This is a genomic window from Ruegeria sp. D3 (assembly GCF_056534465.1).
Map to the genome: position 1 here is coordinate 76,440 of NZ_JBQFPK010000015.1, position 11,930 is coordinate 88,369.

At 52.6% G+C, this 11,930-nt stretch carries 16 protein-coding genes; 6 read left to right on the forward strand and 10 right to left on the reverse strand.

Annotated features, from left to right (window positions below; genetic code table 11):
• Positions 1–4 precede the first annotated feature (4 nt).
• Both ACR0DX_RS18975 and ACR0DX_RS18980 read right to left on the reverse strand, forming a co-directional pair.
• Positions 5–754 carry a hypothetical protein gene (locus tag ACR0DX_RS18975; protein ID WP_170353705.1) on the reverse strand — a complete coding sequence of 250 codons (750 nt, stop codon included), beginning with the start codon at positions 752–754 and terminating at the stop codon, positions 5–7.
• A gap of 57 nt (positions 755–811) precedes the next feature.
• A complete protein-coding gene (locus ACR0DX_RS18980; protein ID WP_170353706.1) occupies positions 812–1,819 on the reverse strand; it encodes a Bug family tripartite tricarboxylate transporter substrate binding protein in 1,008 nt (335 codons plus the stop codon).
• A 135-nt stretch (positions 1,820–1,954) separates the two neighbouring features.
• Between ACR0DX_RS18980 and ACR0DX_RS18985 the strand changes: the two genes are divergently transcribed.
• The 5 genes from ACR0DX_RS18985 to ACR0DX_RS19005 all read left to right on the forward strand — a co-directional run bounded on the left by ACR0DX_RS18985 (position 1,955) and on the right by ACR0DX_RS19005 (position 6,498).
• The gene (locus ACR0DX_RS18985; protein ID WP_170353707.1) at positions 1,955–3,043 is read left to right on the forward strand and encodes an isocitrate/isopropylmalate dehydrogenase family protein; all 1,089 of its coding nucleotides are present in this window, start codon (positions 1,955–1,957) and stop codon (positions 3,041–3,043) included.
• Positions 3,040–4,071, forward strand: coding sequence for a Gfo/Idh/MocA family protein (locus ACR0DX_RS18990; protein WP_480847081.1), 1,032 nt, complete (start codon positions 3,040–3,042; stop codon positions 4,069–4,071). Before ACR0DX_RS18985 ends, ACR0DX_RS18990 begins: the two co-directional genes overlap by 4 nt.
• Positions 4,068–4,745: a GntR family transcriptional regulator gene (locus tag ACR0DX_RS18995; protein ID WP_170353709.1), complete on the forward strand. Its 678-nt coding sequence runs from the start codon at positions 4,068–4,070 to the stop codon at positions 4,743–4,745. The genes ACR0DX_RS18990 and ACR0DX_RS18995 overlap by 4 nt, the downstream gene beginning before the upstream one ends.
• 213 nt (positions 4,746–4,958) lie before the next feature.
• Positions 4,959–6,059 carry an Acg family FMN-binding oxidoreductase gene (locus tag ACR0DX_RS19000; RefSeq protein WP_170353710.1) on the forward strand — a complete coding sequence of 367 codons (1,101 nt, stop codon included), beginning with the start codon at positions 4,959–4,961 and terminating at the stop codon, positions 6,057–6,059.
• Positions 6,049–6,498 (forward strand): MarR family winged helix-turn-helix transcriptional regulator, encoded by a 450-nt coding sequence (locus ACR0DX_RS19005; protein WP_480847084.1) that lies wholly within the window; start codon positions 6,049–6,051, stop codon positions 6,496–6,498. The genes ACR0DX_RS19000 and ACR0DX_RS19005 overlap by 11 nt, the downstream gene beginning before the upstream one ends.
• 37 nt (positions 6,499–6,535) lie before the next feature.
• Here ACR0DX_RS19005 and ACR0DX_RS19010 read toward each other — a convergent pair whose 3' ends face one another.
• The 8 genes from ACR0DX_RS19010 to ACR0DX_RS19045 form a co-directional block, all read right to left on the reverse strand.
• A complete protein-coding gene (locus tag ACR0DX_RS19010) occupies positions 6,536–7,303 on the reverse strand; it encodes a hypothetical protein (RefSeq protein WP_170353712.1) in 768 nt (255 codons plus the stop codon).
• A gap of 47 nt (positions 7,304–7,350) precedes the next feature.
• Positions 7,351–8,523 carry an adenylate/guanylate cyclase domain-containing protein gene (locus tag ACR0DX_RS19015; protein WP_170724067.1) on the reverse strand — a complete coding sequence of 391 codons (1,173 nt, stop codon included), beginning with the start codon at positions 8,521–8,523 and terminating at the stop codon, positions 7,351–7,353.
• A 125-nt stretch (positions 8,524–8,648) separates the two neighbouring features.
• A complete protein-coding gene (locus ACR0DX_RS19020) occupies positions 8,649–9,203 on the reverse strand; it encodes a CIA30 family protein (RefSeq protein ID WP_170353714.1) in 555 nt (184 codons plus the stop codon).
• An 11-nt stretch (positions 9,204–9,214) separates the two neighbouring features.
• A complete protein-coding gene (locus ACR0DX_RS19025; RefSeq protein WP_170527297.1) occupies positions 9,215–9,667 on the reverse strand; it encodes a TspO/MBR family protein in 453 nt (150 codons plus the stop codon).
• A gap of 13 nt (positions 9,668–9,680) precedes the next feature.
• Entirely contained in the window at positions 9,681–10,184 is a 504-nt protein-coding gene (locus tag ACR0DX_RS19030) for an aggregation factor core (RefSeq protein ID WP_170353716.1), read from the reverse strand.
• A 136-nt stretch (positions 10,185–10,320) separates the two neighbouring features.
• Positions 10,321–10,704: a nuclear transport factor 2 family protein gene (locus ACR0DX_RS19035; RefSeq protein ID WP_170353717.1), complete on the reverse strand. Its 384-nt coding sequence runs from the start codon at positions 10,702–10,704 to the stop codon at positions 10,321–10,323.
• A 144-nt stretch (positions 10,705–10,848) separates the two neighbouring features.
• Positions 10,849–11,229, reverse strand: coding sequence for a VOC family protein (locus tag ACR0DX_RS19040; RefSeq protein WP_170353718.1), 381 nt, complete (start codon positions 11,227–11,229; stop codon positions 10,849–10,851).
• Positions 11,230–11,532, reverse strand: coding sequence for a zinc-binding dehydrogenase (locus ACR0DX_RS19045; protein WP_170353719.1), 303 nt, complete (start codon positions 11,530–11,532; stop codon positions 11,230–11,232).
• Here ACR0DX_RS19045 and ACR0DX_RS19050 point away from each other — a divergent pair.
• Positions 11,526–11,915, forward strand: coding sequence for a hypothetical protein (locus tag ACR0DX_RS19050; protein WP_170353720.1), 390 nt, complete (start codon positions 11,526–11,528; stop codon positions 11,913–11,915). The two genes, ACR0DX_RS19045 and ACR0DX_RS19050, sit on opposite strands and share 7 nt — an antisense overlap.
• The last annotated feature ends 15 nt before the right edge of the window (positions 11,916–11,930 follow it).

The window sequence follows — 11,930 nt, forward strand, 5'->3', positions numbered from 1 at the left end:
CCGGTCAGTCTTTCCACAGCGGACGAAGCGTCACGTAGTAGTGGTATTCGATTTGCTTGAAGATCAGCCCGCCGCGCGCGGGCACGTTCTGCCGGAAAACAAAGGCCATCGCACAAACGAGGATGAGCGGGGCAAGTATTGCTACCAATGGAACGAACCGCAAAACGCGCTCTGAAGCCGCTTTGGTCAATACCACTAGTGTTAACGCCACCCACAAGGCCAGTGTGAACCAATCATCAGCGTGTGCATTCCAATCCGCCTGAGCAGGAAACACGGCGAACGCAAACAAACCGGCGACGACAACTGCTATACAAGCCACCAAAGCACGCCGCGCATGACCCCCGTAGTAACCGTAAGTCAAAGCCGTGATCAGCAACCCAGAGCACAGAATGAAGTCCACTCTGGGAACCAGCCCGACGACATATGCAAGAAGAATCAGGCCTATGGTTGAAGCTCGATAGGCTTCCGACTTATCCCATCCGACCCCTAAAGCACTGAGCGCGTGTTGGGCTCCTCCTGAACGGATCGAAATCGCCAGCAACACGAAGGACAAGACAAGCAATCCACCGAAGATGAACAGCGGTACAATTGCTGCCGAGTTGTACCAATCAGACCCATTTACACCTGCGCGGTTTTCACCCCAAAGCGGGATGTCCGACGTCTTCCAAAGGAAAAAAGTGGAAATTGTTATCAGACCAATCGATGCCCAGAAATCGCGCGCCCGCATGATCAGTGTATCGTCAGGTTTGTCCATTGCCTGCCTCTTGTCAGAAAGGGCGCGATCAGGCGCGCCCTTGAAAAAGTGATAGGATTATGGCTTCTCGATACCCAGCGATGCCGGATCTACGGTCGCTGCGCCCAGATCTTGCAAGGTATAGGCAAAGGTAGCTTCGAGGTTCGCAAACAGCTCTTGAGCTTCTTCGCCGTGTTGACCACCGACATCATAATTGTTTGCAGTGGCCCATTCAGCGACGGTGTCGGAGGCAATCGCTTGCTCGAAGGCATTACCAAGCGCGGCCTTTACGTCGTCCCCGGCTGAACTGTGAACTGCAAACCCGATGGCCTGCTTGAGCGGCAAATACTGATCGAGACCGTCATAAATGCCAAAGGCAGAAGGCACTGTTGCCCCTGCGATCTGCGCATCTTCGGGCGTCAACATCGCAAGCGGTTTAAGTTGACCGCCTTCGATCAACGCGGCCTGTTCAGCTAGAGAAGTCACAACCAACGCAACTTCACCCGCTATCGCTGCTTCCTGCCCTGGCGCTGAGCCTTTGTATGGAACAAACTTGAATTCTGCACCGGATCCTTTTTCGATGGCCAGAAGGTTCAAGTGGTGGATCGAACCTGCGCCGGAAGCCGCAGCCGGAATAGTCCCAGGAGCAGCTTTCGCAGCGTCGACCAGTTCTTCCAGAGTATTGTAAGGGCTGTCTGCCGGGACCGAGATCAGATCAGGTGATCCGCCAACGATAAACGGGTACCAAAAATCAAATTTCTTATCCCAACCACCCTGCACGGCAGCGGTGACGTTAGACTCTGACAGGCCAACCAATGTGTAGCCATCGTCTGGTTGGTTCATGACGTAGACCATACCGTTGGAACCCGCGACACCACCTGTTTGATTGATCACATTGATCGAGACCGGAAGGTGTTTTTCCATCTCAGCCATGATCATACGGTTGATTGTGTCCGTCCCGCCACCGGCCCCCCAGACCACAGCTGTGGTGATATCACGATAGGGGTAATCCTGCGCAGACGCCGTCCCAGTAATACCGGTCGCCAACACCGCTGCGGCCACCAACCGCCCTAGTTTTCGTTTCATTTCCAAGTCCTCCCAAACAACTTTGCGTTTATTGTTGCATTTATTTGCGTATACATTAAAGAATGCGTTGTCAACGGACTGTAGTGGAAGCTGCTATCGCGCTATGAATGCGAAACGGGAAGGAAGCGGGCCAAAATGAAAAAGACTTACGATGTCGCAGTGTTCCACGGGGATGGGATCGGCCCTGAAATTATGGCCCCTACGCTTGAAATTCTGCACCACCTCTCGCTCGGCAACCGCACCTACGAACTGGCGTTTACAGACGCGCCGGCAGGTGCAGGCCACTACGCCAAAACTGGAGAATCGTTTCCGGCTGGATCACTCGAAACTGCACGCAGCGCTGACGCGATTCTGCTGTCTGCAATGGGCTTGCCAGATGTTCGATACCCTGACGGAACCGAGATTTCACCGCAAATCGATCTGCGAAAGCAACTGGGACTTTTCGCTGGTGTACGACCAGTAAAGGTAAGCAGTGGACAAATGACCCCCTTGGCGCTGCCTCCCGGAAAAGAGATCGACTTTGTCTTGATACGCGAAAGCACAGAAGGACTGTTCTTCACCCAAGGCGCTGGCGAAGTTACCGAAGACGAAGCACGTGAAACTCTGCTGATCACTCGTGAGGTGTCCGAAAAACTGTTCCGTTTCGCGTTTGAACTCGCCCAGAACCGCAAAAGAACCGGGCGCGGTCAGGGTCGAGTTACATGTGTCGACAAAGCCAATGTATTCCGCGCCTTTGCATTCTTCAGATCGATGTTTGATGCAGAAGCCGCCCAACATCCCGATTTGCAGGCAGACCATGCTTATGTTGATGCCACCGCACTGTGGATGGTCCAAAAACCTTGGGAGTTCGATGTCATGGTGACCGAGAACATGTTCGGAGACATCCTCTCCGACCTTGGTGCAGGTCTCATGGGCGGTCTTGGACTGGCTCCGTCAGCGGATATCGGATTGAATCACGCTGTATTCCAACCCTGCCATGGTTCCGCTCCAGACATTGCAGGACAGGGTATTGCCAACCCCTTTGCGATGATCCTGTCCGCAGCAATGATGCTTGAATGGTTGGGGTTGACCCATGATCACCCAGGCCTGTCCAACGACGGCGAACGGTTGCGTGAAGCCGTGGAAAAGGTGACTGCGAACGGACAGAACCTGACTCATGACCTAGGTGGCACCGCCGGAACGCAGGACGCAGCCTCATCGGTATTGGAAGCATTGCGGGCATGAATACTCAACAAGCCATCAGGGTCGCGTGTGTGGGTGCGGGGTATTTCAGTAGGTTCCACTACGAAAGTTGGTCCCGATTGCCCAGAGCGGTTCTGATTGCATCCTGCAACCGTGATATCAACAAGGCGAAGGAAACAGGACTGGCCGCTTACGATGATCTGTCAAAAATGCTGGAGGCGGAAAAACCAGATCTCGTGGACATCATTCTTCCACCTGTGGCGCAGGCCGACGCCATTCGAACTGCGCTGCATTCGGGCATAAAATGGCTGATCTGCCAAAAACCTTTCTGCATGTCTCTGGATGAAGCGGAGAAGATCGTTTCAGAGGCTGAAGCGGTAGGTGCAACTATTGTCGTGCATGAGAATTTTCGCTTTCAGCCTTGGTATCGTGCAATCAAGGTGGCGATGACCGAGGGTCGAATTGGAACACCTCTACAAGCGACTTTCCGGCTTCGGCCCGGCGACGGACAGGGACCGCGAGCCTACCTGGACCGGCAGCCGTACTTTCAGAAAATGCCACGTTTCCTAGTTCATGAGACAGCGGTTCACTGGGTAGACACATTCCGATTTTTGTTCGATGCGCCCAGCGCAGTTTATGCGGACTTGCGCCAAGTTAACCCCGTTATCGCGGGCGAGGACGCAGGTTATATCCTGTTTGACCACCCCAACGGTTTGAAAACTCTGTTCGATGGCAACAGATGCCTTGACCACAGCGCCAAAAACCCGCGTCAGACCATGGGCGAAGCTCTCATCGAAGGAACGGAAGGAGCACTAGTTCTTTACGGCGACGGTTCCGTTGACCTCCGCGCGTTTGGAAAACAGGAGAGACAGCAGATTCTACCTCCAAGCGATCATGATGGATTTGGAGGAGACTGCGTTCACGCCTTGCAAAGTCACGTTATTTCGGGCCTTCTACTGGGCACGCCTTTGGAAAACACGGCCCGAGACTATTTGGATGTGATCCGCATTGAAGAGAATATCTATCTCTCAGCTGCGGAAGGACGAAAAATCAACCTGGAGACACCGTGAAGGATCAGGACGCAAAAACTCTTTCCAATACACAACGCGCTGTTAGGGATTTGCGGCGGATGATCCTGTCTGGCGAACTTGCGGCCGGAACTGACCATCTGGAGTCGGAACTCGCCGAGACCCTTGGCATGTCCCGCACCCCGATACGGGAAGCTGCGCTGATGTTGGAAAGTAAGGGGTTGCTGGAAATGCGACCCCGAAAGGGCGTTCGGATACTGCCTGTTTCATCAGATGATATGCGTGAAATCTACGACATCCTGACGGAACTTGAGAGTCTCGCGGCACAGCGCGCTGCCGAAGCGGGTTATTCAGAAGATGAACTGGCGGTACTCGCTGGATCAATTGCGAAGATGGACCAAGCCATCGAAGCCGAAGACCTTGAAGCGTGGGCAGAGGCAGACGAGTTGTTTCATCAAGAGCTCGTTCGGTTGGGCGGCAACAAACGAGTCGAAGCGATTGTTGCCATGATGAGCGACCAAGTCCGCCGCGCGCGTGTAACGACGTTGTTCATCAGGCCCCTGCCCGTTAAATCCAACGAAGATCACCGGGTTGTTTTTCAAGCGATTAGTGAAGGTCGTCCAGATGCCGCCCGTGAACGTCATCGAGAACACAGGCTGCAAGCACAGGCTATGCTTTGCGGCATCCTCGAAAAGCATCGGCTTAACAGCCTCTGATCTTCTCGCATCCGGTCGTTAATCAACTAGAATAGCTGCTTTTTTAGGCACAAAAGGCTCTCCGAACACCTGTCTAACACGGCAGTCTATCGTAGAGGCCGGCTGTTCTGATTTACTTTTTTCAGGTCACTCAACCAACCACAGCATGAATGGAGTTGAAATAGTACGATTTCGGATTATATTAGTACGATATCGTACTACTGGAGACTCAAGATGCCAAATCGAAGACGTTTTCTCAAGATTCTAGGCGGAGGCACAATACTGGCGGCAACGGGCGCGGTTGGGTTCCTAGCGACACGCACACCGCATGACGCGCTGGCTCCGTGGACGCCACAACCATATGACGACCCACGCAAAGCCGCTTTGTCCTACGCGATTCTCGCCCCTAACCCGCACAACTTGCAACCTTGGCTGGTCGAGTTGGTTGGGCAAGACAAGGTTCGCATCCACCGCGATACAGATCGCGAGCTTCCGGAAACCGATCCTTACCACCGCCAGCTCTATATTGGCCTCGGCGCATTTGTTGAGACGATGGTCCTGGCGGCAGGTGCTCTCGGGTTTGATACCGAGGTCAAGTTACTGCCTGATGGGGATGACGGACCAATCGCAGAAGCAGTGTTTGTTTCTGGCGGAGCACCCGATCCACTATCAGATCAAATCCTCAAACGGCATTCCAACAAAGAACCGTACACTGAACAGCGGCTGTCCGAGACGGAAGTGTCGGTCCTTGAAAACTACGCCACCCTGATTACCGATGAAGATTTGGTGACCCGTATTCGAGACCTTACGAAACGCGCTTTCGAAATCGAAATGCGAACACCGCAGACCTTGAAAGAATCCGTCGACCTCATGCGGATCGGGAAAGCAGAAATCAACGCCAACCCCGACGGGATTGAGTTACGCGATCCCATGCTGGAAACGCTGCGACTTACTGGCCTATTGGACAATGAGACCCTTATGAATGTTGACCACCCAGGCACTCAGTCTCACATGCGAGGCTACTTCGCTATGCTAGACGCGACGGCGCAATACGCAGTCCTCACGACAGCTACAAACACGCGAAGCGATCAACTCGAAGCCGGACGTCAATTGATGCGTTTCTACCTGAAGACAACCGAAATGGGTCTGGGCGTGCATCCGGTCAGTCAGGCCCTTCAGGAATATCCCGAGATGGCCGATGAATACGATCTTGCGCATGAGCTTCTTGCGTCACCAGGCCACACGGTGCAAATGTTGTTGCGTTTGGGGTATGGGCCTGAACCAATTGCCACGCCCCGTTGGCCTCTGGAGACACGAATTCTGAATGAAGCCTGAAGATGAGACCAACGAAGTCTACCGGTTCTTCACCGAGGTCGGGATCATCAACCAGCTGATCTCGACCAAGCTTGAAGCGTTCTTACCTGGCAGAATGACCGCTACCCAATTTGGCATATTGGGCCACCTGGTCCGGCGCTCCGAGGGGGAAACGCCACTACAGCTGTCGAACGCTTTTCAAGTGCCCAAGACGTCGATGACGCACATGCTCGCGAGCCTAGAAAGTCATGCCCTGATTACCCTTGAAACCAACCCCAATGACAAGCGTTCGAAAATTGCCCGGTCCACGCCGCAAGGCGCTGAGTTTTTGGAAACGTGTATGGACCGGATGTCGGTAGCCCTCGGTCCGGTGTTGTCCGAACTCGGGCCTGAGCTGTTTCGTGAAACGCTGCCTAATCTGACGCTTATACGCGAAACTTTGGACAGCGAGCGCGACTAGCGGAAACTTGCGTCGACCCAAGCAAACAGAAAAGCTCTCAGAACATCATGCAATCCGCGCCCGGCGGCAGCGGCGGCGATCCTTCAGGCAAGGTGGGTGTGTAGTCAAATGTCACAATCTTCGCGCCACCGTCGAACGCCACGAACAGTTGGTTAGATCCCGGCCTAATGGCGATGCCTTCCGGGTCAGTTCCGAATTCCAACAGGCTTTGCTGGGCGAGCAGTTGGCCATCTGCCGTGAACTCATACAGGCTGTTTGACCCTTCCCAGTCATCAACGATCAACATGTGACCGGTTCGTGGGTCAATTGCGATGCCCTGTGCCTCGCTTAAGGGGGGAGAGAGCTTCATGGTATCCAACCTTGCCGTAAGGACGCCTTCTGAAGTGAACCAAGACAACCGTTCCGGATCATCTTCTACGGTCACGATTTGCCCCTTTGCATTGATCGCGATCCCTTCGGTATCCGCAAATCCACCTTCAAGTTCAAAGGGTGTTCCTAAAGTGACTCCTTCCTTCGTGACACGTTGGAGGCTGCCAAGACCGTCGCCTACCAACAAGTGATCTCCTTCGATAGCAATTGCCTTGATACGGAAAAGATCGCTGGATATGCGGCGCAACTCATCACCTTGCAACGTAACGAGAATGGCCTCTGATCCTTCGTTCGCAATCCACAACCCACAAAACGTCGGATCGTAGTCAAGACTTGCGGGTTGGTTGAGCTCGTAGCGCCCAGTTTCGCGAAGCTCCAATGCCGTGGCCGGAAAAGCCCCAGCGCAGATCAGTAAGGCTATGGTTCTTGCAAACACACAGGATGCTCCCGGAAAGGTATGTTGTTTAAAACTACTGTACCAGATTATTGCGCCCCTTCAGTGAGAAAGAACAGCTCAATGGGCTGAGCAAGGCCGCGTATTTCGTGATCCCCACAGCTAACGAACATGTTCGGTGTAGCACATGCAACGGCTGACGTCGCCAACACTCTCTGACCAATTGATTTTGTTAAGTTTTCAATTCGGCTTGCGACGTTCACCGCACCGCCCAAAACCGTAAAATCAAGCCTGCCGGGACTGCCTATGTTACCATAACTGACCTGCCCAACGTTGATCCCAATTCCAATGTCTAAGGGCGGATTTTGGAACTCGTCTCGTCTAGTGTTGAGAGCTTTCAAACCACTCAGCACACTCTGCGCTGCAAGAGCCGCCATTCTGCAACGGTCGGCATGGTTTTTTTGAGCTTCAATTGTGAAGATCGACAGGATGCCATCACCCATGAACTTGAGGACATCTCCACCGTTGTCTTCCACGGCGTTGACCACCAGATCAAAATAGTCGCTGAGCGTGTCGAAAACTTCTTCTTCCGTAGAGGTTTCGGAAAGTGCCGTAAAGCCTCGCAGATCAGAGAACATAACCACGGCATCCAGAGTTGTTCGCTCACCGCGCTTGATGTTGCCGCTCCAGACTGCCTCAGAAGGTCCATCTCCTAAATAGGTTCGAAGTAGACCTTTAGACGATTTTCGCATCGTCACAGGTTCAAGAGCGGAAGATAGGGCAGGTAAGACCGCTTCAATTAGCCTTAGATGTTCCGGCGAGAATCCATCCGGCACCTGTGTAACGAACGTACAACCATGCAGCGATCCATCACCGTAGTAAAGCAAAGTAGCGTAGTAGTCGGTGCCGCCTTGCTCTGCAAACTCCAAATAGGATGAATGCTCTGTTTCTGAGTCCAGTTGCTGGAGACTTTTGTGAAGCGGCTTTCTATTCGCCAGAATATACTCAAATGAGCTCCCGACATAACCATCCGTCAACGTCGTCTCATGGGTGACATCGTAGCTGTCGGTGCCGTTGGGCGTCCAAACCACGCCCCAAGCAATAAGCAGTGGATTGGCAAAGCGCTGGCCAATGTTAACTCGCCACAGCGGAACTCCGGCTTCGACCAAGGAGGAACAAAAGTGTGACACCACTTTTACAGGATCGCCGGAGCGACGACCTTCTGTGATCATCCATTCGGTTAGTCGAGTGACTTCTTCCATGGACCCAAGTTAGTCGCTTGCAAAGGATGAGCAAAGGCTATTGGATTTGCATTGTCGCATGCTTTTTTTGAGTCGCCTGATCTGGCTGGTTCAACGAAGATTGGAGCGTTGCACCCGGGCGACCTTCAGTAGAAACCAATCTCGCTGACATCTACGCTGGCCTCATGATCGTGCCCGAAGGCTACAACCCCAACTGAGGTTATTGCTTCCGCATCGGGAATAGCGCGCAACATGGCACCTGAAGCCTTGAAGCCTGACAGAGGCAAATAGACTTCGGTCCAGTCTTCAGAAGTTGCGAACGCGGCCTGGTAGTATTGCCACGGAAGCACCGTGCCACGTGTTCTGAGGTGAACGAAGTATTGCTCGCCGTTTCCCCGTACCAATAGCCTGACGCCTGATACAGCCTCATCCAGTCGCTCAGACAACTTGCGTCGGAACTGGATGAAGCCCCCGTTGTTTTCTGTACTCACGGTTCCGGTCAGCCGCGCGAATTCAACACCACCTTCCGAACGAAACTGCACCTGTCCTGAGGAAACTCCTCCCATGACGGTGTCGGCAACGTAGTCCCAACGCCTCTCCGGAGACTTGGAAAAGTCTTCAGTCAGTTTTTCATCAGCCTGAGCCATTGTGCATCCGATGATAACAAAACCTGAAACAAGCCCGATGAAGTTTGCACGCATATTGTTCCTTGTCAGTTCAGTATCGCAATGGAGAGGTTCAGCGCCGTGGCAAATGCGACCCATGCAAAGTACGGCAGGAAAGCCAGTGCGGAAACCCGATCTGAATTCCTGACCCGAGCAATGAACATGACGATCACAGCCAACAACGCGACAATGATCACAAGGGCAAACCACGGCAGTTGCATTACGAAAAAGGCTGGCGACCACAAAAAGTTCAAACTCATCTGCGCCCACCACAGCTTCATGGCGGTCGAGCTTCGATCTGCTTCAAACTGACGCCAACCCGCCATGGCGATCAACACATAAAGCACCGTCCAAACCGGCCCAAAAATCCAATTTGATGGATTGAAAGCCGGTTTAGAGAGCTGCGCATACCATTCGCCAGGTGCGGTCAGTGTTCCGATCAGAATGCCGCCTCCCAACATAAGCGCGAGGAATGCTATGCGGATCAACCAATTCGACATTGTAGGATGGCTTTCAGCAGTCCCTGGTCGTCACGTTTACAAGCGCGTCCGAAGAGAAGGTCGCAGTACTGGTCTCTTCCGCAACGGTATAAGACACCGTGGCGCCTTCGATCTCCGAGCCTGTAACAGTGATTTCGCGTTGCCCGATAGTATCATCGACATCGATGGTAAAGGCGAGTGTGTCCCCGGCTGCGAGGGAGGCGATTTCAAGTTCTATTGTATCTTGCCCGTCCACGACCGCTGGAATTTGCCGCAGAGCATCCGCACCCTCAACGAATTCGAGAGGCTGGAAGACCTCGACGCCCGCACCCTTTTCAGTAACGTCGAAAATCAGACGTCCCGCAGATTTCGACAAGTCAATTTTGAGGGTCGAGGCTTCTACTTTGCAAGCTCCGACATTTGTCAGAACAAAGCGGTCCTTGGGTGCGCCTTCAATAAAGTGAATTTGTACACCAGCTTGAAGCGAAGTAGCTGCAAATAATCCAAGGGTCGCCGCGAGAATACTCTTCGGGAGCATATTTATCTCCTTTCTAAAAGGTTCTTGATAGATACGCTTCGGCGGGTTTCTTGGATCAGACTTATACCCTTTGACTATCGTGGTTTAGCCGACAGGACCTTTCGAAGTTCCGTGCACCACTGTCAGAACGGTTAAGTCAAAACATGCCATTGTCATTCTCGCTGTTTGCCGGAACCTCCTGAAGAACGTCCCAGTGTTCGACAACCTTACCTTCAGCATCCAGGCGAAAAATATCGATACCTGCGTACTCGAGACCATCGGGCCAGATTTGGTGGCAATGCAGAACAACGTGGTCGTCTTCAGCAAACGCACGTTTGATATCCACACGCTTTCCCGGATATTCGGCGGCCATGCGTTCGAAATATTCGACAAAGGCTTGCTTGCCGTCGCCAACATGCGGGTTGTGCTGCGTATAGGTATCACCAACAAAGATATCTATGGCTTCCGCAGGCCGACACTCATTGAACATCATTTCGTAGAAAGCAATGACATTCTTCTTGTTGGTTTCGAGGTCCAGCATGCTGATCTCCAATTCTACGCTTGTACCGCCCAAAAATGTTGGTCCGGGTAATTCTTGGAAGCAACTCGGTAATGATCTCGATCACTAATCGGCAAGAATTTACGAGCTTAGTTTTGCGTTCCGACTATTTCGAGTGTTTATCCCTTACTCGATTTCTTCAAAGTCTATGTGAATGTGATTTCCATCAGGATCGGCCACATGGATTTGGACCATTCCAGCCCCCGGGACATCAGTTTTGCGATACTGGATTTGACACGAGATCAGTTTTTCTTCAAATGCTCTCAACCCTGTGGCTGAGAGTGCAAAATGCTCGAGCTTGAGCTTCACTTCGGAGCCGACATTTGGCGTTCCCTCGTGACCCACAAGATGAACTACTGCGTGATCACCCGCATACAACCAAGCTCCGGGAAACGGAAACTCAGGGCGGGCCCCGAGTTTCAAACCCAAGACGTCTTCATACCAAGCAACCATGTCAGGCAACCTAGTCGTCACGATGTTCACATGATCCAGCCGTTCAATTCTCATCTAAAAACCCTCAAGCACGAGCTTTCCTTTGGCCTTTCCGCTTTCAAGGATAGCATGCGCTTTCATTAAGTTTGCAGCATTGATTGTACCAAGTGTATCGGTCGCTGTGGATATGATCTTTCCATCATCTATCAACCCGGCGACCTGATTCAGGATTTCGCTTTGACGATTCATATCTCTAGTCCCGAAAAGCGACCGAGTGTACATGAACTCCCAATGCAATGAGATCGATTTGGGTTTGAAAGGCGCGATGTCGAAGGTTTCAGGATCATCAATCAACCCAAAGCGACCTTGAGGTGTCATCACCTCTCCAGCTTGGGAAGCATAAAGCAGGGAATGGTTTACCGGACGAACACTTCTCTGCTCTCAAATTGACGGTGGCGGCAGAGGCAGAAAAAGGCCTGCATCGTCTCATTGCCGCGCTAGAGGAAATCGCTTCAGTGCAAGAATCCGACCCCCTAGAACCGGGGATCCGGCAGATGACTAACACCTTCGGTTATGATGACATCCGCGGCTCCGTTGAGAAGCACCTCGGAAAAGACAATCTGGGCTGGGTTCGGATTGTCACCGAGTGCTTTGAATCGATCAAGAAGCACTGCGACCGGCGTGAGGAAAGCTATCCATCGGTCGGCCAGATCAAGCAGAAATTCGGCTCGATTCGGATCTACATGGATGGGACGCAGTAAAACCCGCCTAGAGGT

Coding starts and splice junctions, on each gene's coding strand:
- ACR0DX_RS18975 (WP_170353705.1), bottom strand. CDS start 754: ATGGACAAACCTGACGATACACTGATCATGCGGGCGCGCGATTTCTGG.
- ACR0DX_RS18980 (WP_170353706.1), bottom strand. CDS start 1,819: ATGAAACGAAAACTAGGGCGGTTGGTGGCCGCAGCGGTGTTGGCGACC.
- ACR0DX_RS18985 (WP_170353707.1), top strand. CDS start 1,955: ATGAAAAAGACTTACGATGTCGCAGTGTTCCACGGGGATGGGATCGGC.
- ACR0DX_RS18990 (WP_480847081.1), top strand. CDS start 3,040: ATGAATACTCAACAAGCCATCAGGGTCGCGTGTGTGGGTGCGGGGTAT.
- ACR0DX_RS19000 (WP_170353710.1), top strand. CDS start 4,959: ATGCCAAATCGAAGACGTTTTCTCAAGATTCTAGGCGGAGGCACAATA.
- ACR0DX_RS19005 (WP_480847084.1), top strand. CDS start 6,049: ATGAAGCCTGAAGATGAGACCAACGAAGTCTACCGGTTCTTCACCGAG.
- ACR0DX_RS19015 (WP_170724067.1), bottom strand. CDS start 8,523: ATGGAAGAAGTCACTCGACTAACCGAATGGATGATCACAGAAGGTCGT.
- ACR0DX_RS19020 (WP_170353714.1), bottom strand. CDS start 9,203: ATGCGTGCAAACTTCATCGGGCTTGTTTCAGGTTTTGTTATCATCGGA.
- ACR0DX_RS19025 (WP_170527297.1), bottom strand. CDS start 9,667: ATGTCGAATTGGTTGATCCGCATAGCATTCCTCGCGCTTATGTTGGGA.
- ACR0DX_RS19030 (WP_170353716.1), bottom strand. CDS start 10,184: ATGCTCCCGAAGAGTATTCTCGCGGCGACCCTTGGATTATTTGCAGCT.
- ACR0DX_RS19035 (WP_170353717.1), bottom strand. CDS start 10,704: ATGCTGGACCTCGAAACCAACAAGAAGAATGTCATTGCTTTCTACGAA.
- ACR0DX_RS19040 (WP_170353718.1), bottom strand. CDS start 11,229: ATGAGAATTGAACGGCTGGATCATGTGAACATCGTGACGACTAGGTTG.
- ACR0DX_RS19045 (WP_170353719.1), bottom strand. CDS start 11,532: ATGACACCTCAAGGTCGCTTTGGGTTGATTGATGATCCTGAAACCTTC.